The sequence below is a fragment of the Blastococcus sp. SYSU D00813 genome (assembly GCF_054050735.1).
In genome coordinates this window covers 209,654-229,950 of record NZ_JBJGZX010000003.1, presented here as the reverse complement: position 1 = coordinate 229,950, position 20,297 = coordinate 209,654, and the positions used below count along the sequence as shown (strand labels likewise).

The following is a 20,297-nucleotide window of genomic DNA, read 5'->3' as shown; positions in this document are numbered from 1 at the left end:
ACCGCGCACAGGTGGACGGTGCCGACCGGCTTCTCCGGCGTCCCCCCGCCCGGCCCGGCGATGCCGGTGATCCCCACACCGACGTCGGCCCCGAAGCGGGCGCGGGCGCCGTCGGCCAGCGCCCGCGCCACCTGCGGGCTGACCGCGCCGTGCTCGGCGAGCACCGCCGCCGGGACGTCGACCATCGCCTCCTTCGCCGAGTTGGCGTAGGAGCACACCCCGCCGAGCACCCACGCGGAGGAGCCGGCGCGCTCGGTCAGCCGGCCCACGAGCAGCCCGCCGGTGCACGACTCGGCGGTGGCGATCGTGCGGCCCTGCGCCTCCAGCGCCCCGGCGACCAGGTCGTCGACGGTCGGGCCGGTCGAGAACAGCGTGTCCCCGTACTCGTCGGCCAGCAGCGCCGACAGCCGGTCGTAGGCCGGCTGGGCCTCGGGGCCGAAGCGGGTGACGATCTCCAGCTCGCCGTCGCGCAGGCAGGTCGTGACCTCCAGGCCGGCCAGCTCGGCGTCGTGGTCGCGCAGCGTGGCGGCCAGCTGCGCCTCCAGCGTGCCCCACAGCCGGACGGTCTCCTGGCGCAGCTCGCCGCCCGCGGCCAGCACCCGGGCGACCGGCTCGGCGGCCAGCGCCGCCGGCCACATGCCCTGCAGCTCCGGCGGCGGGCCGGGGAGGACGACGACCGGCGGCCCGGCCCGGCCCTCCCTCGGCGGGACGACGAGCCCCGGGGCGGTCCCGACCGGCTCGAGCACGATCGCCCCGGCGGGCACCCGGGCCTGCTTGGCCACGCCGGCCGCCTGCGCCTCCGGGTCGACCCGCCACCCCCGCCGGGCGGTCAGCCGGGCGACGACCGCCCCGATCCGCTCCTGCAGCGCCGGGTCGACCGCGGAGGGGCGACCGTGCCAGTCGCCGACCACCTGGGCGGTGAGGTCGTCGGCGGTCGGGCCGAGCCCGCCGGAGGTGATGAGCAGGTCGGTGCCGGCACCGGCGAGGAAGGCCAGCGCCGCCCGCAGGTCCTCCGGCCGGTCGCCGACGACCACGACCGCGGCGACGTCCAGTCCCCGCTGCCGCAGCTGCTCGGCCAGCCAGGGCCCGTTCCGGTCGGCCACCCGCCCGGTGAGCACCTCGGTCCCGGTGACGACGATGCCCGCGCGCGTGCCCACGCACCGACCCTAGAAGGAGCCGGAGGCGGGCGCAGAGGGGTCAGCCCCGGCCGTTGCCGTTGCCGTTCCCCCGGTTGCCGCCCCCGTTGCCGCTGCCGCCGTTGCCGTTGCCGTTGCCGTTCCCCGGGTTGCCGTTGCCGTTCCCGGGGTCGCCGCTGCCCGCGCCCTCGTGGCCGCTCCCCGAGCCGCCGTCCCCGCTCGCGGCCGCACCGCCCCCGGTCCCCGACGGCGCGCTCACCGGCTCCGGTGCCGCCGGCGCCGGCGCGCTCTGCGGCGACGGGACGGACGGCGCCACGGCCAGCGACCCGGCGCCGGTCGACGCGCCGGGCTCCGGAGGCGCCGGCGCCGGGACGGGCGGCGCCGTGGCGACGGTCAGGGTGACCACCGTGCCGGGGGCGAGCCGGCCGGAGGGGCTGACGCCGGTCACCAGCCCCGGCGGCGTCAGCGCCGTCGGCTGCTCGACCCGCGCCACCTGCAGCCCCCGCCGCACCAGCTCGGCCTCCACCTCGTCGGCGGGGCGGCCCAGGAGGTCCCCGGCGAGCACCTCGACCGCCGGAGCCGGTGGCGCCTCGTCGTCGGCCGCGGCGGCCGGCGGGACGACGGCCGGGCCCGCCGCCAGCTGCAGGGCACCGACGCCCAGGCCGGCGCCGACGAGCAGGGTGGCGACCGGGACCAGCAGCCGGCGCCCGCGCCGGCGGGGGGCGACGGGGACGTCGAACGCCCGCGTGCGCGGGGTGGGCACCGGGTCCAGCCGGCGGCCGGCGCGCACGTCGGCGACGGCGGCCCGCACCTCGTCCCCGCCCTGGAGGCGGTCGTCGGGGTCCTTCGCCAGCAGCCGGTCCACGAGCCGGCGCACGTTCTCCGGCACGTCGTCGGGCAGCGGCGCGGGCACCTCCCGGATCTGCCGGAGCGCGATCTGCACCGGGTTGTCACCGTCGAACGCGCGCCGCCCGGCCAGGCACTCGTAGGCGATCATGCCGAGCGCGTAGACGTCGCTGGCCGGCGTGGCCTGGCGCCCCTCCGCCTGCTCCGGGGACAGGTAGCAGGCCGTGCCGACGACCTGCCCGGTGCGGGTCAGCGGCGCGCTGGTGGTGGACCACGCGATGCCGAAGTCGGTGATGCGGACGACGCCGTCGGCGCCGAGCAGGACGTTGCCGGGCTTGACGTCCCGGTGCACCACGCCCGCCGCGTGCGCCGCGGCCAGCGCCGCCGCGGTCTGGTCGACGACGTCGAGCACCAGCTCCAGCGGGGGGCGGGGCTCGCGCGCCAGCCGGTCGGCGAGCGACTCGCCCTCGACGAGCTCCATCACCAGGTAGGCGCACACCTCCCCGTCGGGTCCGGTCGCCTCGCCGTAGTCGTGCAGGGCGGCGATGTTGCGGTGCCGCAACCGCGCCGACACCTGCGCCTCGGCCCGGAAGCGCGCCAGGGAGACCGCGTCGTCGGTGTACTCCCCGCGCAGCACCTTCACCGCCACGGGGCGGCCGAGCCGCCGGTCGCGGGCGCGCCACACCCGGCCCATGCCGCCGGAGGCCAGCAGCTCCACGAGTTCGTAGCGGTCCCCGAGGACGCGACGGACCGGTCCACCCACTCGCCCTACCCCCCGGCTCCCGTCCCCGTGCCCGTCGGGGGTTCCACACGCAGCCGTCCCGGAAACCCCCGGGGCGCGACGCCACCCGATGGGGTGCAACCGGCCGGCGGCCGGGGGTCGGCCGGGTGGGCTCAGGCGGGCGGGGTGGCCGTGGTGGTGGCCGGCGGACCGGACGTGGTCGTGCCCGTGCCGGTCGGCTCGCCGGTCGGCCCCGAGGTGACGTCGGTCGGCGTGCCGGTGGCCGGCTTGCTCGTCGTCGGGGTCGTCGTTCCCGGCGTGGTCGTGGTCGGCGAGCCGGGCGCCGTCGGCGTGGAGGTCGGGGTGGGCGAGGCACCGGAGCTGGGCAGCGGGCCCGGCAGGGTGTCGCCGGTGGGCTCCGCGTCGTCCCCGCCGACCACGGCCACCCCGCCGCCCGGGCTCCGCGAGGTGGAGGGACGGGCGTCGTCGCCGGGCACGACGGCGTACCAGACGTCCACCCGGTCGCCGGCCTCGAGCGCCCGGCCGGTGGGGTCCAACCGCGTGACGGCGTCGGGCTCCCCCTCGTCGGTGACCTCGGGGTGGCGGTACACGGTCAGGCCGAGCGCGGAGAGCTGGGCGGCGACGTCGTCGATCGGCCGGCCCACGTAGTCGCCGGCGGCGAGGCGCACCGTGCCGGCCTCCTGCGTCTGCGCGGCGGCCACCGGCGAGGACGGCGTGGCACCGGACACCGCGAGGAACACCCCGGCCGCGGCCGCGGCGCCCAGCAGCAGCGCGACGATCGGCACGAGCAGCGCGTTGGCCCGCCGGCGGACGGGGACCGGCGGCGACCGGTGCGCGCCGGCGGCGACGGTGGCCGGGCCGGCGTCGGCGTCGGCGGCCGAGCCGGGCGGGGTCCCCAGCGGCGCCGCGCGCCCGCCGGTCTCCGCGAGCTCGGGCAGCCGCCCGGCCCGGGCCTCGGCCACGGCGGCGGCGAAGGCCGCGCCGTCGGCCATCCGCGCCGCCGGGTCCTTGGCCAGCGCCCGGGTGATGATCGTGCGGACCCCCGTCGGCAGGCCGTCGGGCAGCGGCTCGGGGTCCTCGCGCAGCTGCTTGAGCGCGATCGTGACGGCGTTGTCGCCGTCGAAGGCCGGGTGGCCGGCCAGGCACTCGTAGCCGACCAGGCCGAGGGCGTACACGTCGCTGGCCGGGGTGGCCAGCCGCCCCTCGGCCTGCTCCGGGGAGAGGTACTGCGGGGTGCCGATGACCTGGCCGGTGCGGGTCAGGGGCACGCTGCCGGCCGACCAGGCGATGCCGAAGTCGGTGATCTTCACCTGGCCGTCGGGGCAGACGAGGATGTTGCCCGGCTTGACGTCGCGGTGGACCAGCCCGACCCGGTGCGCCTCGGCCAGGGCCGAGGCGGTCTGCTGCAGCACCGACAGGGTGGTCGGGGCGTCGAGCCGGCCCTCGCGGCGCAGCACCGCTGACAGGGGCTCGCCCTCGACGAGCTCCATCACGAGGTAGGCCAGCGTCTCGCCGTGCTCCGACCGGGTCTCCCCGTAGTCGAAGACGCTGGCGATGTTCGGGTGCGACAGCGCCGCCGCGTGCTGCGCCTCGGCGCGGAACCGGGCGACGAACGTGGGGTCGCCGGTGTACTCGCTGCGCAGGACCTTGACGGCGACCGGGCGGCCCAGCAGCACGTCGGTGCCGCGCCAGACCTGGCCCATGCCTCCGGAGGCGATCAGCCCGGTGAGCTCGTAGCGCTCACCCAGGCTCTGCCGCCCCGGCTCCACCACCGCGGTCCACCCCTCCACGCACCCCTGCCGACCCCGCACATCCTCCCAGGCGGGAGCGCCCCGTGGGGTGGGTCCCAGGCGTCACTCTGGTAACAGAGCGTCGACTCCTCTGGACGCCGTGTCAGTCCCGGGGCGTCAGCCCGCGGGGAGCACCCCGGCCCCACCAGGGCGGCGTCGTCGCGGCCCTCGGGCGGGCAGGCGAACACCGCCCAGGACGCGTGCCCCGGCCGCACGAGGTCGCGGACGGCGTGCACGGCGACCTGCGGGCAGCTCGGCCGGCGGGGCGGGCCGCCGGCCGGCCGGCCCGGCGCGGTCCACGCCGTCGGGGGTGGTGGACAGGGTGGGGCCGGAGCGACGGTCAGCGTGAGCCGACGTTGCGGAGACGTTGCAGCGGCGCGCCCTCGTCTCCCCCGGCGCTTGCCGGGCCGGAGCCGGCACTGTGACGGTGGGCACGTCCCTGCCCCCTCGACGACGAGGAGACCGACGTGCCCGACGCCCCCGACATGACCGAGGTCCTGGCCGACGCCCCCACCAACTGGGGCAAGTGGGGTGAGGACGACGAGGTCGGCGCGCTCAACTACCTGACCGCGGACGAGGTCATGCGCGGCATCCGGCACGTCCGCCAGGGCAAGGTGTTCACCCTCCAGCGGCTGATCGGCGACCCCAAGGGCGACCCGGTGTGGCCCGGGCGCACCCCGGCCGAGCGCACGCAGATCCTCGACGAGTCCAGCTGGGACTCCCCCGACGCCCCGCAGTTCCCCGGCGGCCTGCACTACGCCGACGACAAGATCAACGCCTTCCTCCAGGGCTCCACGCAGTACGACGCGCTGGGCCACGTCTGGTACGGCGGCCAGATCTGGAACGGCTACGACGCCCGCACCACGGTCGGCGGCATGGACAAGGCCAGCGTCGAGCCGATCGCGCGGCGCGGCGTCGTCGGCCGCGGGCTCCTCCTCGACATGGCCCGCTTCCGCGGGAAGCCGACCCTCGACAAGGGCGAGACCTTCACCCACGAGGACCTGGTGGCCTGCGCCGAGGCCCAGGGCACGCCCATCGAGAAGCGTGACGTCCTGGTGGTCCGGACCAACTTCCTGCAGCTGTTCCACGAGCAGGGCGACGCGTTCTACGAGGGCTTCAACGAGCCCGGCCTGGTCTACAGCCCCGAGCTGGTGCGCTGGTTCCAGGACATGGAGATCCCGAACCTGGCCACCGACACCATCGCCAACGAGGTCACCTTCGACCCGAACAACGGCACCGCGCTGCCGCTGCACTGCGCGCTGATGCGCAACCTGGGCGTCACCCTCACCGAGATCTGCGACCTGGAGGACCTGGCCGCCGACTGCGCCGAGGACGGCCAGTACGCCTTCCTGTGGGCCGCCGCGCCGCTGAAGATCCACCTGGCCACCGGTTCGCCGGTCAACCCGCTGGCGATCAAGTAAGCGCGGCGTGAGCGCCCACGAGGTACCGACGTGAGTGTCTACGACCAGCGCCCCTGGCTGGCCCGCTACGCCGAGGGGCAGCCGGCCGACTACGAGATCGAGTTCGGGAACGCGCTGGAGATGTACCGCGCCGGCGTGGAGCGGGACCCCGACGGCGTCGCCCTGCACTACTTCGACGGCACGGTCACCCGGCGCGAGCTCGACGAGCTCAGCGACGCCCTCGCCGCCGGGCTGCTCGCCTCGGGGTTCTCCCCGGGCGACCGCCTCGCCGTCTACCTGCAGAACGTGCCCCAGTTCGTCGTCGCGATGGTGGCGACCTGGAAGGCCGGCGGCGTCATGGTGTCGATCAACCCGATGAGCCGGACGCGCGAGCTGTCGTACCTGTTGAAGGACTCCGGGGCCACGGTGCTGCTCTCGCTGGAGGCCCTGTACGACGAGGTCGCGCGTGACGTCGTCCCCGACACCGACGTCCGGCTGGTGCTCACCACCAGCGAGCTGGACTTCCAAACCCGCGACGACGAGCGGCTGTTCTCCGCCACCCGGCGGCAGCGGCACGAGGGCACCGAGGACCTGCTCGAGTTCGCCGGCCGCCACCGGGGGCAGACCCCGCCGGCGCCCTCCCTGGGCCCGGACGACGTCGCGTTCCTGACCTACACCTCAGGGACGACCGGGGTGCCCAAGGGCGCGATGAACACCCACCGCAACGTCGTCTTCACCGCGCAGGTCTACCGGGACTGGGCGCACGCCGGGCGCGACGGGTCGATCTTCGGCATCGCCCCGCTGTTCCACATCACCGGGCTGATCGGGCACATCGCGGTGAGCATGCTCGTGCCGGCGCCGCTGGTGCTGGCCTACCGGTTCGAGCCGCAGGTGGTGCTCGACGCCCTGCTCGAGCACCGGCCGGCGTTCACGATCGGGGCGATCACGGCGCTCAACGCCCTGCTCAACGCCCCGGGGTTCACCCGGGACCACTTCGCCTCGTTCACCTCGGTCTACTCCGGCGGCGCGGCCATCTCGCCGACCGCGGAGAAGGCGTTCAAGGAGGCGACGGGCATCCAGGTGCACAACGCCTACGGCCTCACCGAGACGACGTCGCCGATGACGGTCACCCCCTTCGGCTCGCCGTCGCCGGTGGACCCGACCTCGGGTGCCCTGTCGGTGGGGACCCCGGCGCCGAACACGGTCGTGCGGATCCAGGACGACGAGCACCGGGACCTGCCGCTGGGCGAGGTCGGCGAGATCGTCGCCGAGGGGCCGCAGGTGGTGGCCGGCTACTGGGGCAAGCCGGAGGAGACCGCGGCCAACCTGCCGGGCGGGGCGCTGCGCAGCGGCGACGTCGGCTTCATGGACCCCGACGGCTGGGTGTTCATCGTCGACCGCAAGAAGGACATGATCAACGCGTCGGGCTACAAGGTGTGGCCGCGCGAGGTCGAGGACGTGCTGGCCGAGCACCCGGCCGTCCGCGAGTCCGCCGTCGTCGGCGTCCCCGACGAGAAGCGCGGGGAGACGGTCAAGGCCTACGTCAGCCTCAAGGCCGGGGCGCAGGCGACGCCGGAGGAGCTCATCGCGCACTGCCGGGAGCGGATGGCCGCCTACAAGTACCCGCGCCAGGTGGAGGTCATCGTCGAGCTGCCCAAGACGGTGACCGGCAAGATCCTCCGCCGCGAGCTCCGGGGGCGCTGACCGGGGGCGCCGGCGGGCGCGTGGCAGGGTGTCGCCCGGGTCCGCGGCGGTCGCGGGCCCGGGTCGACACGCGCGGGAGGACGACGGATGGCGAGCACGGTGTCCCGGGAGGACGCGGACGGCGTCGCGACGATCACCCTGCTGCAGCCGGGGCTGACCTCGGCGCTGCGGCGGGAGCTGCTGGCCGTCGTCACGGAGGTGGCCGCCGACGAGTCCGTCCGCGCGGTGCTGCTCACCGGCTCGGGCCGGGCGTTCTGCGTGGGGCAGGACCTCGCCGAGCACGTGGAGTCGCTGCGCGGGGACGCCGGGACGTCGCTGTCGATCGTCGAGGACGAGTACAACCCGCTGGTGCTGGCGCTCTCGGCGCTGCGGGTGCCGGTCGTGGTGGGGATCAACGGCGCGTGCGCCGGCGCCGGCATGGGCCTGGCGCTCGCCGGTGACCTGCGCATCGCGGCGGCCGGCGCCAAGTTCACCACCGCCTTCACCGGGATCGGCCTGTCCAGCGACTCGGCGCTGGCCTCCCGGCTGGTGCACTGCGTCGGCGGCTCGCGGGCGGCCCAGCTGCTGCTGCTGCCCGAGGCCTTCCCGGCCGAGACCGCCGAGCAGTGGGGGCTGGTGCACCGCGTCGTCCCCGCCGGGGAGGTCGCGGGCGAGGCCCGTGCCCTGGCCGTGCGGCTGGCCTCCGGGCCCACCGCCGCCTACCGCGCGGTGAAGACCGTGCTGGCCACCGCGGCGACCGACTCGCTGGAGGAGACGCTGGCCCTCGAGGCACAGCTGCAGACGCCGCTGGGCACGACCGCCGACCACCGCGAGGCGGTGGAGGCGTTCCTGGCCAAGCGCCCGCCGGTGTTCACCGGCCGCTGAGCGGCGGACCCGTACCGGCCGGGCGCGGGGACGGGCCCTAGCGGGAGAGGACGACGCAGGAGACGCAGACGTCGCGGTCGGCGACGGGCCAGCTCTGCTCCACGGTGACCCGCGCGAGGGAGCCGCACAGGGTCAGCTCGCAGGCCCCGTCGACCTCGCTCGGGTCGCGGTGCACCTCGACGGCGTGCCAGAGGGCGGCGGTGGGGCCGTGCGCCCGGCTGCGGGCGGCGGCGAAGGTGCTGGTGCGGGCGACGGTGGCGGTCATGACCACAAGGTCGGTCGCCGGTGGCGCAGGGCACAGTCCGGGCGGCGGCGTCTCACCCCGGCGGGTGAGGGCACGACACCCCGGCGTGACCCTCGGTGAGGGGAGCAGGATGCGGGCATGGAGCTGACGAAGCAGGGCCACGCGTGCGTCGTCCTCGCCGAGGACGACCGGCGGCTGGTCCTGGACCCGGGGGTCTTCACCGACCCGGCGGTGCTGCGCGGGGCCAGCGCGGTGCTGATCACCCACGAGCACCCCGACCACTTCGCCCCGGACGCGCTGCGGGCGGCGATGGAGGCCGACCCGGCGCTGGAGGTGTGGACCAACGGCTCGGTCGCCGGCCGGCTGGAGGGCCTGGGGACGCGGGTGCACGTGGTGGGCGACGGGGACGCGGTCACCGTCGCGGGGTTCGACGTCACGGTGCACGGGGAGCTGCACGCGGTCATCCACCCGGAGATCCCGCAGATCGGGAACGTCGGGTTCCTGGTGGGCGGCGAGGTCTTCCACCCGGGGGACGCGTTCACGGTGCCCGGCGCGGCGGTGACGACGCTGCTGCTGCCGGTCTACGCGCCCTGGCTGAAGCTGTCGGAGGTGATCGACTACGTCCGCGCGGTGGACGCCGACCAGGCGTACGCCGTGCACGACGCGCCGCTCAACGACATCGGGCTGGGGCTGGTGGGTGGCCTGCTCGGCGAGCGGGGGCCCGGGACCCCGACGCCCTACAGCCGGCTGGCGCCGGGGGACTCGGTCGAGCTCTGAGTCCCCCGGCGGCCGGCTGGATCAGCGGACGGCGCGGTGGCTGCGCCCCGACGACATCCGCTCGGCCACGCCGACCAGCAGGAACGCGGCGACGACGGCGAAGATGAAGCCCAGCACGTTGAGCTCGAACGGGCTCGTGCTGTCGTTGATCAGGCCGCCGATGAGGCCACCGATGATGGCGCCCACGACGCCGAGCAGGACGGTGGCGAGGATGCTCATGTGCTGGCGGCCCGGGGTGAGCAGACGGGCGAGCATGCCGATGACGGCGCCCACGACGATGAGCCCGATGATCTGGACAACCACAGCGATCTCCTTCAGTCCGACCGGCTGGGCGGTCCCGGCGGTCGCCGGGTGCCCGGGGCCGGTGCACCGGTGGCGCCGTCACCCCCGATCGGGCGCCTGGTGGACCCCCCATACCCGGCGACACACCCGGTGATGCACGGAGGTCACCCGTCCGGGGGGCGCTCCTGCGCCGGTCAGGCCGCGGTGAGCCGCGCGACGTGCTCGGGGACCTTGGCGAGCTCGCCGTCGACGGTGGACTGCACCAGCCGCTGGACGCTGCTGCGCAGCACCCGGTCGACCAGCCGGTTCTTCTTCCGCGGCTCGTGACCGACGGTGATGGTGACCCGCGTGCCGCCGCCCGCGACGTCGTCGAGCTCGATCGTCGTCGTCCACGTCTCGGGCGTGAGCTCCAGGCGGGTGGTCACCGCCCGGCGGGGCCGCCACTCGACGATCTCCCCCTCCGGCGCACCCGCCCGCGGCGTCTCGCCCTCGGGCAGCTCCCCGGGGACGCAGACGAAGCGGGTGCCCTTCCCCGGCGGGCCGCTGCCGGCCACGACGTAGGAGACGTCGCAGACCGGGCAGTACGGGGCCAGCACCGCCAGCGCCCGCCACACCACGTCCCGCGACTCGGGGACCTCGCGGCTGCCGCTGGCCGTCGTCGTCGTCACGGTGACCCAGCATCCCCCAGGCCCCCGGGGAGCCCGGCCCCCGGGGAGCCGGGCGCCGGCCTCAGCGGCCGGTGACCGAGACCTCGAACTCGACCCGGCTGACGTCGGGCCGCAGCCGCGAGTAGCTGTGCACCAGCGGGTGGCCGCCGCTGTCGCGCACGGTCGTGCGGACGACGAGCAGCGGGGAGCCGGCCACGATCCGCAGCTGGTCGGCCTCCTCCGGCGTCGCCGTGCCGACGTCGACCACGATCCGGGCGTGCGCCAGGTCGGCTCCGTACTCCTGCCGCAGGAAGTCGTAGAGCGAGCCGTCGTCGAGGCGCGCCTCGGCCGCCCGGGGGAAGAGGGCCGCGGGCAGGAAGCTGTGGGCCACGTGGTTGGGGGCACCGTCGACGCTGCGCAGCCGCACCAGCTCGACGACGTCCGCGGCCACCTCGAGGTCCAGCTCGGCGGCGATCGCCACCGGCGCCGGCACGACCCGCTGGGTGAGCACCTCGGTGCCCACCTGGGCCCCCTGCTCGGCCATCAGCGAGCTCCAGCCGGCGATGCGGTGCACGAAGCTCTCGCGGTACTCGTGCCGGATCCCCGGCCGGGTCACGAAGGTGCCGCGGCCCTGCTCGCGCACGAGGTGCCCGTCGGCGACGAGGCCGTCGACGGCGCGGCGCAGGGTGATCCGGCTGACGCCGTACTCGGCGCACAGGACCGGCTCCGGGGGCAGCAGGGTGTGCTCCGGGAGCGCGGAGACACGGCGGCGCAGGTGCTCCCGGACCGACAGGTACTTCGGTCCCGCCACAGCGCTGGTCACCGCCCGACCATACGTCCGCCAGACGTCCGGACGTCATGTCGTCTGGGACGTCTCCCTCGACGGATCGTCACGACGTCAACGACTTGCCCCGATCGGCCACCGCGACCGCCCGATCACGGCCGGGACGTGGCAGGTTCTGCCCCGTGTCGCACGACCCGCGCAACCGCCGGCGCGCCGAGACGCACCGGCGCATCTACGACGTGGCCATGCGCCTGTTCCTCGAGCGCGGCTACGAGGACGTCTCCGTGGGGGAGATCGCCCGCGAGGCGGGTGTCTCGGTACCCACCTTCTACGCGCACTTCCCGAACAAGGAGCACGTGGTCCTGCCGATGCCGGACCGGCCCGCGGTGATGGCGGCGCTGGCCGCCCGCCCGGTCACCGACTCGGTCTTCGCCAGCGTGCGCGACGCGATGCTCGACTGGCTCTCCCTGCCCCAGGACCGCGACCTCCAGGAGATGCTGGACCGCTGGCGGGTCGTGGTGGCGACGCCGGGCCTGCGGCTCCGGGCGGCGGAGTACGAGCGCGCCACCGCCGAGATCGTGCTGGAGTCGCTGCCCCCCACGGCGATGACACCGGACCGGCGGCTGGCCACCGAGCTCGTGGTCATCGCGCTGTTCTCCTCCTACACCCTGGTCCTGCTGCGCTGGGCGGAGGAGGGCGGCGCCCGCTCACCGGTGGAGGTGGCCCACGAGGTGCTGACCACGCTGCGCCGCTTGGGCGGACCGGTCTAGGCCCCGGGCGCGCGCAGCTCCACCACGGTCACCTCCGGCCGGGCGCCGATCCGCATCGGCGGGCCCCAGTAGCCGGCCCCGGAGGTCACGTACAGCTGGGTGTCGCCGTGCCGCGACAGCCCCTCGACCGCCGGCTGGTCGAGCCGGATCGCGTAGTCGAAGGGCCACAGCTGGCCGCCGTGGGTGTGCCCGGACAGCTGCAGGTCCACCCCGGCGGCGCGAGCCTGCTCGACCTGCACCGGCTGGTGGGCCAGCAGCACGACCGGGACGGCGTCGTCGCGGCCGTCCAGCGCCGCGTCGAGGTCGGCCCCGTGGCCGGCCAGCCCCGAGCTCGCGGCGGTCCGGTCGTCGATGCCGGCGAGGTCGAACGTCGCCCCGCCGCGGCCGATGGCGACCCGCTCGTTGCGCAGCACGTCGACGCCGAGGGTGGGGAGGTGCCGCAGCCACGCCCTGGTGTCGACGAAGTACTCGTGGTTGCCGGTGACGAAGAAGACGCCCTGCCCGCTCACCAGGTCGGCCAGCGGAGCGGCCTCCTCGCGCAGCTCGTCGACGTCGCCGTCGACCAGGTCGCCGACGATCGCCACCACGTCGGGCCGCTGCTCGTTGACCGTCTCCACGAGGCGCTCGAAGCGCCGGCCGCCGTAGGTCGCCGACAGGTGGCCGTCGGAGAAGGTGACGATGCGCAGGCCGTCCAGAGCGGGGTCCAGGCCGCGCAGCGTGACCGGCACCCGCCGGACCACCGGGGCCGAGTTCGCCAGGTACACGCCGGTCCCGGCGGTGCCCAGCGCCACCGCGCCGGCGGTCACGGCGAGCGAGCGGGCCAGGAACAGCCGGCGGGAGGGGTCCGGCGCGCCCGGCGCATCGCGGTCCTCCCCGGGCCCGGCGCCCGGCTCGTCATCCGGCTCGGCGAGTGCCTCCCGGGCGCCCGGGGCGACGGACGCCGGGACGGCCGCCGCGGCGACGGGCGCCGGCCGTGGGCGCCGGGCCCAGCGGCGCAGGACCAGGCGCACCGGCTCCACCGCCAGCAGCGCCAGGAACAGGTAGAAGGACGTGCCGAGCCAGAGGTAGCCGGCCCAGTCCAGCGGTGCGGCGGCGTCCAGCGGCAGGGTGCGGCGCAGCAGCAGCGCGGCGACCGGCAGCGCGGCGAGGACGACGGCCAGCCAGGTCAGCCGGCGGCGCCAGCGGCCCGGCCGGGTGGTGCTGCGGACCAGGCGGAACCAGAGGTAGCCGTTCAGCAGGGCGACGGCCACCAGCACCACCGTGGCGAAGCCCAGCAGGGAGATCAGGGACAGCGGGGACGCACCTCAGCTCGTGCGGGCGGGGGACGGGGTCACTTCGCCGCGGCGCGCACGACCGGACGCAGCTCGGGCTCGCGCCGCCAGAACGCGACGGCGCAGGCGGCGGCGCGGGCCTCCTCGAGGGCGTACAGGCGTCCCCAGGTCCAGGTCGGCTCCCCGGCGGCCCCGGCGGCCCGGCCCAGCCGCAGGCACCAGTCCCGCGTGGCCACCGTGTCCTGCGCGGACCCCAGGTCCTCCTGCACGTCCTTCATGCACCGCACCAGCGCCTCGGCCGGCTCGCCGAGCACCGGGACGGCGACCTCGGCCGTGTACCGCACCCGCTTGGCGGCCTTGCGCACGTCGTGCAGCGGGGAGTCCTCGTGCGGGGTCTCCTCGTCCGCGGCGCGGGCGACCTCGATCCGCGCGGCCAGCCGCTTGCCGATGCGCCTGACCGCCGCCGCGAGCACGGCGGGGGCCGGCTCCGACGCGGCCTCGGCCAGCGGGGGCGCGGCCAGCAGCGCGTCGAGGGAGTCCAGCACCGTGAGGTAGCGGCGGTCGGAGAGCGTGCGCTGCGCCTTGCGCCGGCCTGCCTCGGCGTCCTGCACGGCCGCGGTCTGCAGCCGCGCGACCACCGGCCCGCGCACCTGCTCGACCGGCTGGGCGGCCACGAGCTCGCGCAGGTGGGCCAGCGCCACCTCGCCGTCGCGGGCGGCGGACAGCGCGGCCCCGACCCAGCGCAGCTCCTCGCGCAGCGGGTCGGTGCTGGTGCGCTCGAGGACCGGCCGGAAGGCGGCGAGGACGCTGCGCAGCCGCCGGCAGGCGACCCGCAGGTCGTGGATGCCGTCGGGGTGCCCGGTGCGCACCAGCAGGTCGGCGGCCTGCAGCGCGGCGACCTGGTCGCGCAGGGCGCCGAGGACCACCTCGGCAGCGGTCGGGACGGCGCGCTCCCCGCCGTCCCCGCCCTCGGCCTCCTCGCCCTTCCTGCCCTTCCTGCCCTTCTCGCGCTTCCTGCCCTTCTCGCCCTTCCTGCCCTTCTCGCCCTTCCTGCCCTTGCCCTCGGCCTTGCCGCCGCTCCCGTCCTCCCGCTCCGCCGGCGTGGAGCCGGCAGGGGTGGGCGACGGTGCCGGGAGCCGGCCGGCGAGCACGCGCGCGAGCTTCGACGGGGAGTCCGACGGCGTGGCGCCGGCGGCCACGAGCGCGGCCACGAGCGCCTCGAGCAGCGCGGTGTCGCCCTCGACCAGCTCGACCTCGACCTCCCGCCAGGAGGTGACCGTGGCCGCCTCGTCGGGCCCGGCCGCGTGCGCGGTGCCGGTGACGGTGTCGTCGGCGACCTCGGCGAGCACCCGCCCGTCCTCGGCCAGCACCGGCGTCACCACCCGGGTGGTGTCCAGCGTCGCCACCGCGGCCACCGGGGCGGTGCGGACGATGCCGAGCACCGGCTCCAGGACGGCCTTGGGCGGCGTCGCGCGACGGGGGCCCAGCGGGTGGTGCCGCTCCTCGCGGGCGTCCCCGGCGGGCAGCTTGAGGTGCCAGCCCGCGTCCGTGCCCCCGGTGCGCCGGCGCAGCGTGACCCGCGCCCGGGCCAGCCGCAGGTCGGCGGTGTCGAAGTAGGTGGCCGCCAGGGAGTGCTCGACCGGCTCGCCGACGGCGGCCACGCCCTCGACGGCCGTCAGGTCGGGGAGCGCGTAGTCCGGGCCCGGCTCGACCTTGCGCTCGATCTCGACGTGCCCACCCACTGCGTCGTCCTCCTCGCTGGGGCCGTGTGCTCCGGCCGCCGGTGTCCGCCGACGGTAGATCACGCAGGTGAACGCCGTGGGGTCACGATGTTCACCCGGCCCGGCCGCTGGGCACGCTGGCGGACGACACCGTCCGCGGGACGGTCCTGCGAGGGGAGCCCACCCATGCTCAGCGAGCGCGAGGTCTCGGCCGCGATCGGCAGCCCGGCCTACGGGCCCGACGGCGAGAGGATCGGCACCGTCGAGCACTTCTTCGTCGACGACCGCACCGGCGCCCCGACGTGGGCAGCGGTCACCACCGGGCTGTTCGGGACCCGGCACTCCATCGTCCCGGCGGTCGACGCCGCCTACGTCGACGGCGGCCTGCGGCTGCACGTCACCAAGGACGCCGTCCGCTCGGCGCCCCACCTGACCGGCGACCACCTCGACCCCTCCGACGAGGCCGAGCTGCGCCGCCACTACGGGCTCGACACCGCCTTGCCGGCCACCCCGCAGACGGCTCCCGAGACCGCCCCGGCCACCGACCCGGGCCGGGCCCCCGCCGTCGAGCCGCCCACCGCGGAGACGCCGGTGGTGGCGGCTCCGCCGCCGGTGCCCGCGCCGGCCCCCGCGCGGCCGGCGTCCGACGACGGCGCGATGACCCGCAGCGAGGAGCAGCTGCGCGTCACCACCGAGCGGGTCGCGACCACGCGGGCGCGCCTGGTGAAGTACGTGGTCACCGAGGAGGTCCAGATCACCGTGCCGATCCGGCGCGAGGAGATCCGGATCGAGGAGGTGCCCCTCGACGCCCCCGACCCCGGCCCCGGTGAGTCCCTGGTGACGCCCGGCGCGGGCCCGGCGGCGGGCCCGGCGGCGGACCCGGCGCACCCGACGACCTCGCCGATCCCGGTCGTCGAGGGCGGGCTGCCCGAGGAGATCGTGCTGCACGCAGAGCGGCCCGTCGTCTCCGTCGAGGTGGTGCCGGTCGAGCGGGTGCGGCTGCGCACCGAGGTGGTCACGGGCACCGAGCAGGTGACCGAGCAGGTGCAGCGCGAGCGGATCGTCGTCGACCAGAGCGGCTCCCCCGCCCGCTGACGCCTCGTCCGCCCCGTCGCAGGGGCCCGCCGCGAGCCTGCGAGCGGTGGGGGGCGAGCGGGTCCTCCCTCAGCCGCGGCGGTCGGGGAGGAACCGGAGGCGGTCGCGGGTGGCGGCCACCTCGGCGGCGTCGACGTCGGCGAGGACGACGGTCTCCACCCCGGCCGCGGTGGCCAGCAGCTCGCCCATCGGGCTGACGATGCGGCTGTCGCCGGCGTGCTCGGTGCCGTCGCCGGCCGTGCCGACCCGGTTGCAGCCGACGACGTAGGCCTGGTTCTCGATCGCCCGCGCCTGCAGCAGGGTCTGCCAGTGCAGCCGCCGGGCGGCCGGCCAGTTCGCCGTGACCAGGTAGACGTCGGTGTCGAGCGCGGCCCGCCAGAACACGTCGGCGAAACGCAGGTCGTAGCAGATGAACGGCGTGACCCGCAGCCCGCCGATCTCGACGGTGACCGGCCCGTCGCCGGCGCGGAACCGCTCGTGCTCGCCGCCGTGGGTGAAGGGGTGCAGCTTGCGGTAGCGGTGCACCGTGCCGTCCGGGTCGGCCAGCACCAGCGAGTTGAACGGCAGGTCACCGTCGGCGGCGATCTCCGGGCAGCTGCCCGCCACCCACACGCCGTGCTCGGCGGCCTGCGCACAGAGGAAGGAGGACGAGGGCCCGCCCTCGGGCTCGCCGATGCCCGGCGTCATGGAGAACCCGGTGGAGAAGGTCTCGCTCAGCAGCACCAGCTCCGCGCCGGCGGCGGCGGCGCGGGCCACCTGCGGTGCCAGCCGGGCGAAGTTGGCCTCCCGGTCCTCCCAGGCGATGTCGTGCTGGACGGCGGCGATCCTCACGCCGCCATCCTCCCCGACCCGGTCCCGGCGGGAACCGGCGGCGTCACGCGACCTCGAACCGGACGGCCCGCCGCACGACGTCGGCCTCGACCAGCCGCACCCGCACGCGGGTCCCGGGGGTCAGGGCGCCGGTGCACCGCGCGCGGATCGCCGGTTCGGGGAGGACGACGGTTCCGCGGGTGTCCTCGGCGTCGACCGCGACCGCGTCGAACACCTCGCCGACCCGGTTCCGCAGCAGCCAGGCCTCCGTCGCGTCGACGACCGCCCGTTCCACCGCACGGGTGCGCCGGTCGGAGGCGGCCATCAGGGCCGGGAGGTCCGGCAGCGCCGCCCGCACCGCCGGATCGGGCTCCCGGCCGGCCGACAGGGCGAGGCAGACCTCCGTGCCGAACCGGTCGACCAGCCGCCGCAGCGGGGCGGTGACGTGCGCGTACGGCGCACCGACGCCGCCGTGCCCGGGGTCCTCCGGCGCCGCGCCGTCCAGCGGGGTGTAGGCGGCGCCGCGCAAGAGCGCGGCGGCCTCCTCCAGGAACGCCGCGTGCCCGGGCCGGCCCGGGTCGAGGGCGGCGACCACGGCGCCGGGCGCCGCGCCCTCGGGCCAGTCGACACCCAGCGGAGCGGCCAGCCTCCGCAGCGCCGCCACGGCCTCCGGTGCCGGCCGCGGCAGCGTGCGGAGCAGGCCGACGCCGGCCCCGAGCATCAGCGAGGCGGCGCACCGGCCGGTCAGCAGCGAGATCGACGCGTTCCACCCCTCGACCGGGAGGTCGCCGCGGGCGGTCAGGGTCCAGCCGCCGCCCGGCGCGGGCACGACCTCCTGCTCCGGCGTGCCGAGCTCGACCGCCCCGCGCTCCAGCGCCCGCCGCTGCAGCAGCCGGCCCAGCTCGGGCAGGCAGGCGATCGGTCCGGGCAGCCGGCCGGCGTCGGCGTCGCGCTGGACGCCGGGGTAGGTCAGCTGGGCCCGGCTGCGGACCCGGGCCCGGCGGACGTCGACCGCGGTGACCTCGCCGTCGCCGTCGAGGCGGACGGTCCACAGGGCGGCGGCACGGTCCTCGCCGGGCAGCAGGCTCGCGGCGCCCTCCGACAGCACCGGCGGGTGCAGCGGCACGCGCCGGTCGGGGGTGTAGAGCGTCTGCCCGCGGCGGCGGGCCTCGGCGTCCAGCGCCCCGCCGGGCCGGACGGCGGCGCCGACATCGGCGATCGCGTAGCGGACGACGAACCCGTCGGGGCCGCGCTCCAGGTGGACGGCCTGGTCGAGGTCGCGGCTGCCCGGCGGGTCGACGGTGACCAGCGGCAGGTCGGTGGCGTCGAGGTCCGGCAGCGGCGGGGCCGCGGCGACCGCCTCGGCCTCGGCCAGCGCCCCGGGCGGGAAGGCCTCCGGGACGTCGTGCTCCGCGCGGATCGCCGCGAAGTCGGGGCCGCCGGCGAGCTCGGCCGGCCACCGCGGGGGACGCCAGGCCGCCGTCCCGGCCCGGTTCCACGTGGAACCCGGCTCATCCGACACGGACGTCCTCGAACCCCTCGATGCTCACGACGTCGCCGCGGCGCACCTGCCGGCCGCGCCGGTCCTCCGGCTCGCCGTTGACCCGCACGGAGCCGGTGACCAGCACGTCCTTCACCTGCGCGCCGGTCGGCACGGCGTCGACGAGCTTGAGCAGCTGGCCGAGGCGGATGGAGTCCTCGTCGGGACGCAGCGAGACGGTGCGCACGCGGCTCATCCTCCCCCGCTGATCGTGAGCTCGTCGCCCACCGCGACCGGGCCCGGCACCGCGACCAGCGCGGCGACGGCCAGGTCCCCGCCGCGCTCGCGGTGCACGGTCTTGAGCACCGAGGTGTCCCGGCCGATCCCGCCCGGCTGCGGCCGGGTCACCATCACGCAGCGGGGCACCGGCTGGACGACGTCGAGCTCCGCCCCGCCCAGCCGCACGCGGCGGCCGACCAGCTCGTCCTCCCCCGCCCCGTCGAGGACGACGTTGGCCCGGAACCGCCGCCGGTCCCAGCTGCCCAGCGTCCCGGTCGACACCAGCGAGACGCGGGTGCGGTTGCTGTCGTGGAACGCGCCCCGGGCGCCGTCGAAGGCGTCCCAGTCGTACTCACCGCCGTCGTCGCGGACGCCGAAGGGGTTCTCGTACCGCCGCTCCCCGGTCACCTCACCGGCCGCGCGCAGCGTCACCGGCCGGCCGAGCCAGGCGGACAGGACGGCGTCGTCGCTGGTCCCGGTGCCGTCGGGCAGCACCACCTCGACCCCGCCGCCGGCGGTCAGGCGTCCGGTGGCGAACAGCAGGTCGGGCACCCGCCGGGCGGTGAGGCCCATGCCCGTCGAGGCGTCGAACAGCGCCCACCGCCGGTCGCCGGCCAGCCCCTCGGGACCCACCTCGGTGGCGGCGACCCGCTGGCCCTGCAGGGACTTGACCGGGAAGCGCCACAGCTCCGCCACCCGCATCAGGCGGCCGGTTCCCAGGTGAGCGTCCACGTGCCCGACCAGGTGGCGGCCGGCTCGAGGACGACGAGGTCGACCCCGTCGGCGAGCGCGTTGGGCGGGCAGGTCATCGGCTCGACCGCGACGCTGCGCCGGCGCTGGCCCGGGGGCAGCGTGTCACCGGTGTAGACCTGCAGCCACGGCCAGGACCCGTCCACGGCGAGCTCGACCGACCCGGCCGTGCCGCGGAGCCGGACCCGCGCCCAGCCGTCGTCGTCCCGGGTCAGGTCGGTGAGCGGGGTGTCGATCGACCGGTCGCCGATCCGGCCGACGGCGCCGTCGAACCCGGTCCGCTCGCCGGTGGGCAGGCCGCCGTCGACCACCAGCGCCGTCCGTGCGGGCACCGTGAGCTCGGCGTCGGCCACGGCGCCGTCGTCCGCCCCGCCGACCGCCAGGTAGGGGTGCATGCCGACGCCGAACGGCGCCGGCTCGGCCGAGGCGTTGCGGACCCGCACGGTCACCGCGAGCCGCTGCGTGGAGAGCGCGTAGTCGACGGCCACGAGCAGCCGGAACGGGTAGCCGGGGCGCGGCTCGACCGTGGTGCCGACGGTGAGCGCGTCGGAGAACCGGCTCAGCACGCCGAAGGGCTGCCAGGAGAGCAGCCCGTGCGCGGCGTTGGGCTTCTCCGGGGAGGCGACGTCGAGCTGCAGCTCGCGGCCGGCCCAGCTCCAGCGGCCGGCGCGCAGCCGGTTGGGCCAGGGCAGCAGCAGCCCGCCGCGCCGCCCGGCGGGCACGGTGCCGGTCGGGTAGCCGTCGACGACGTCCCAGCCGCCGGCCGTGAGCGCCCGGATGCCCCCGCCGCGCAGGTCCACGGCCAGCCGCACGTCCCCGCTGACCAGCTCGACGTCCACCGGCGCGATCGGGGGCCAGGAGGTCTGCGGCGGCACGCTCATGGGGGCAGCCTGCCCGACGAGCGC

Annotated in this window: 20 protein-coding genes; 6 read left to right on the top strand and 14 right to left on the bottom strand. The window is 76.6% G+C overall.

Annotated elements, in window-relative coordinates; translation table 11 throughout:
* From ACI8AX_RS03685 to ACI8AX_RS03675, 3 genes are all read right to left on the bottom strand, one after another.
* A partial coding sequence (locus tag ACI8AX_RS03685) for a competence/damage-inducible protein A (protein WP_456548441.1) occupies positions 1-1,157 on the bottom strand: 1,157 nt, incomplete at its 3' end.
* A 40-nt stretch (positions 1,158-1,197) separates the two neighbouring features.
* Positions 1,198-2,745, bottom strand: coding sequence for a serine/threonine-protein kinase (locus ACI8AX_RS03680; RefSeq protein WP_456548440.1), 1,548 nt, complete (start codon positions 2,743-2,745; stop codon positions 1,198-1,200).
* A 131-nt stretch (positions 2,746-2,876) separates the two neighbouring features.
* Positions 2,877-4,514 carry a protein kinase domain-containing protein gene (locus ACI8AX_RS03675; RefSeq protein WP_456548439.1) on the bottom strand — a complete coding sequence of 546 codons (1,638 nt, stop codon included), beginning with the start codon at positions 4,512-4,514 and terminating at the stop codon, positions 2,877-2,879.
* Positions 4,515-4,981: 467 nt separating this feature from the next.
* On the opposite strand from ACI8AX_RS03675, the gene ACI8AX_RS03670 reads away from it, so the two are divergent.
* The 3 genes from ACI8AX_RS03670 to ACI8AX_RS03660 all read left to right on the top strand — a co-directional run bounded on the left by ACI8AX_RS03670 (position 4,982) and on the right by ACI8AX_RS03660 (position 8,482).
* The gene (locus tag ACI8AX_RS03670; protein WP_456548438.1) at positions 4,982-5,935 is read left to right on the top strand and encodes a cyclase family protein; all 954 of its coding nucleotides are present in this window, start codon (positions 4,982-4,984) and stop codon (positions 5,933-5,935) included.
* Positions 5,936-5,965: 30 nt separating this feature from the next.
* Entirely contained in the window at positions 5,966-7,618 is a 1,653-nt protein-coding gene (locus ACI8AX_RS03665) for an AMP-binding protein (RefSeq protein WP_456548437.1), read from the top strand.
* A gap of 87 nt (positions 7,619-7,705) precedes the next feature.
* Positions 7,706-8,482: an enoyl-CoA hydratase-related protein gene (locus ACI8AX_RS03660; protein ID WP_456548436.1), complete on the top strand. Its 777-nt coding sequence runs from the start codon at positions 7,706-7,708 to the stop codon at positions 8,480-8,482.
* A gap of 37 nt (positions 8,483-8,519) precedes the next feature.
* Here the strand turns inward: ACI8AX_RS03660 and ACI8AX_RS03655 are convergent, their stop codons facing one another.
* On the bottom strand, positions 8,520-8,747 hold the full coding sequence (locus tag ACI8AX_RS03655; RefSeq protein WP_456548435.1) for a hypothetical protein: 228 nt from the start codon (positions 8,745-8,747) through the stop codon (positions 8,520-8,522).
* A 117-nt stretch (positions 8,748-8,864) separates the two neighbouring features.
* Here ACI8AX_RS03655 and ACI8AX_RS03650 point away from each other — a divergent pair, with 117 nt between their 5' ends.
* Positions 8,865-9,503, top strand: a complete 639-nt coding sequence (locus ACI8AX_RS03650) for an MBL fold metallo-hydrolase (protein ID WP_456548434.1) — start codon at positions 8,865-8,867, stop codon at positions 9,501-9,503.
* A 21-nt stretch (positions 9,504-9,524) separates the two neighbouring features.
* On the opposite strand, the gene ACI8AX_RS03645 is transcribed toward ACI8AX_RS03650, so the two are convergent.
* From ACI8AX_RS03645 to ACI8AX_RS03635, 3 genes are all read right to left on the bottom strand, one after another.
* Positions 9,525-9,806 carry a GlsB/YeaQ/YmgE family stress response membrane protein gene (locus tag ACI8AX_RS03645; RefSeq protein ID WP_456548433.1) on the bottom strand — a complete coding sequence of 94 codons (282 nt, stop codon included), beginning with the start codon at positions 9,804-9,806 and terminating at the stop codon, positions 9,525-9,527.
* A gap of 173 nt (positions 9,807-9,979) precedes the next feature.
* A complete protein-coding gene (locus ACI8AX_RS03640) occupies positions 9,980-10,453 on the bottom strand; it encodes an SRPBCC family protein (RefSeq protein ID WP_456548432.1) in 474 nt (157 codons plus the stop codon).
* A 61-nt stretch (positions 10,454-10,514) separates the two neighbouring features.
* Entirely contained in the window at positions 10,515-11,255 is a 741-nt protein-coding gene (locus ACI8AX_RS03635; RefSeq protein ID WP_456548431.1) for a GntR family transcriptional regulator, read from the bottom strand.
* Positions 11,256-11,398: 143 nt separating this feature from the next.
* On the opposite strand from ACI8AX_RS03635, the gene ACI8AX_RS03630 reads away from it, so the two are divergent.
* Positions 11,399-11,986 (top strand): helix-turn-helix domain-containing protein, encoded by a 588-nt coding sequence (locus tag ACI8AX_RS03630; protein ID WP_456548430.1) that lies wholly within the window; start codon positions 11,399-11,401, stop codon positions 11,984-11,986.
* On the opposite strand, the gene ACI8AX_RS03625 is transcribed toward ACI8AX_RS03630, so the two are convergent.
* Together ACI8AX_RS03625 and ACI8AX_RS03620 are read right to left on the bottom strand one after the other, a co-directional pair.
* Positions 11,983-13,236 (bottom strand): metallophosphoesterase, encoded by a 1,254-nt coding sequence (locus ACI8AX_RS03625; protein WP_456548429.1) that lies wholly within the window; start codon positions 13,234-13,236, stop codon positions 11,983-11,985. The two genes, ACI8AX_RS03630 and ACI8AX_RS03625, sit on opposite strands and share 4 nt — an antisense overlap.
* Positions 13,237-13,316: 80 nt before the next feature.
* A complete protein-coding gene (locus tag ACI8AX_RS03620; RefSeq protein WP_456548428.1) occupies positions 13,317-14,999 on the bottom strand; it encodes a CYTH and CHAD domain-containing protein in 1,683 nt (560 codons plus the stop codon).
* 165 nt (positions 15,000-15,164) lie between these two features.
* Here ACI8AX_RS03620 and ACI8AX_RS03615 point away from each other — a divergent pair, with 165 nt between their 5' ends.
* Positions 15,165-16,073, top strand: a complete 909-nt coding sequence (locus tag ACI8AX_RS03615; RefSeq protein ID WP_456548427.1) for a DUF2382 domain-containing protein — start codon at positions 15,165-15,167, stop codon at positions 16,071-16,073.
* A 69-nt stretch (positions 16,074-16,142) separates the two neighbouring features.
* On the opposite strand, the gene ACI8AX_RS03610 is transcribed toward ACI8AX_RS03615, so the two are convergent.
* From ACI8AX_RS03610 to ACI8AX_RS03590, 5 genes are read right to left on the bottom strand one after another with little or no spacing between them, the layout of a single operon-like run.
* Positions 16,143-16,904 (bottom strand): nitrilase-related carbon-nitrogen hydrolase, encoded by a 762-nt coding sequence (locus ACI8AX_RS03610; RefSeq protein ID WP_456548426.1) that lies wholly within the window; start codon positions 16,902-16,904, stop codon positions 16,143-16,145.
* Between the two features lie 43 nt (positions 16,905-16,947).
* The gene (locus ACI8AX_RS03605) at positions 16,948-18,405 is read right to left on the bottom strand and encodes an RNB domain-containing ribonuclease (RefSeq protein ID WP_456548425.1); all 1,458 of its coding nucleotides are present in this window, start codon (positions 18,403-18,405) and stop codon (positions 16,948-16,950) included.
* The gene (locus tag ACI8AX_RS03600) at positions 18,395-18,619 is read right to left on the bottom strand and encodes an RNA-binding S4 domain-containing protein (protein ID WP_456548424.1); all 225 of its coding nucleotides are present in this window, start codon (positions 18,617-18,619) and stop codon (positions 18,395-18,397) included. The genes ACI8AX_RS03605 and ACI8AX_RS03600 overlap by 11 nt, the downstream gene beginning before the upstream one ends.
* Positions 18,616-19,374: an MOSC domain-containing protein gene (locus tag ACI8AX_RS03595; RefSeq protein WP_456548423.1), complete on the bottom strand. Its 759-nt coding sequence runs from the start codon at positions 19,372-19,374 to the stop codon at positions 18,616-18,618. Before ACI8AX_RS03595 ends, ACI8AX_RS03600 begins: the two co-directional genes overlap by 4 nt.
* Positions 19,344-20,273: an aldose 1-epimerase family protein gene (locus ACI8AX_RS03590; RefSeq protein ID WP_456548422.1), complete on the bottom strand. Its 930-nt coding sequence runs from the start codon at positions 20,271-20,273 to the stop codon at positions 19,344-19,346. Before ACI8AX_RS03590 ends, ACI8AX_RS03595 begins: the two co-directional genes overlap by 31 nt.
* Between the last annotated feature and the right edge of the window lie 24 nt (positions 20,274-20,297).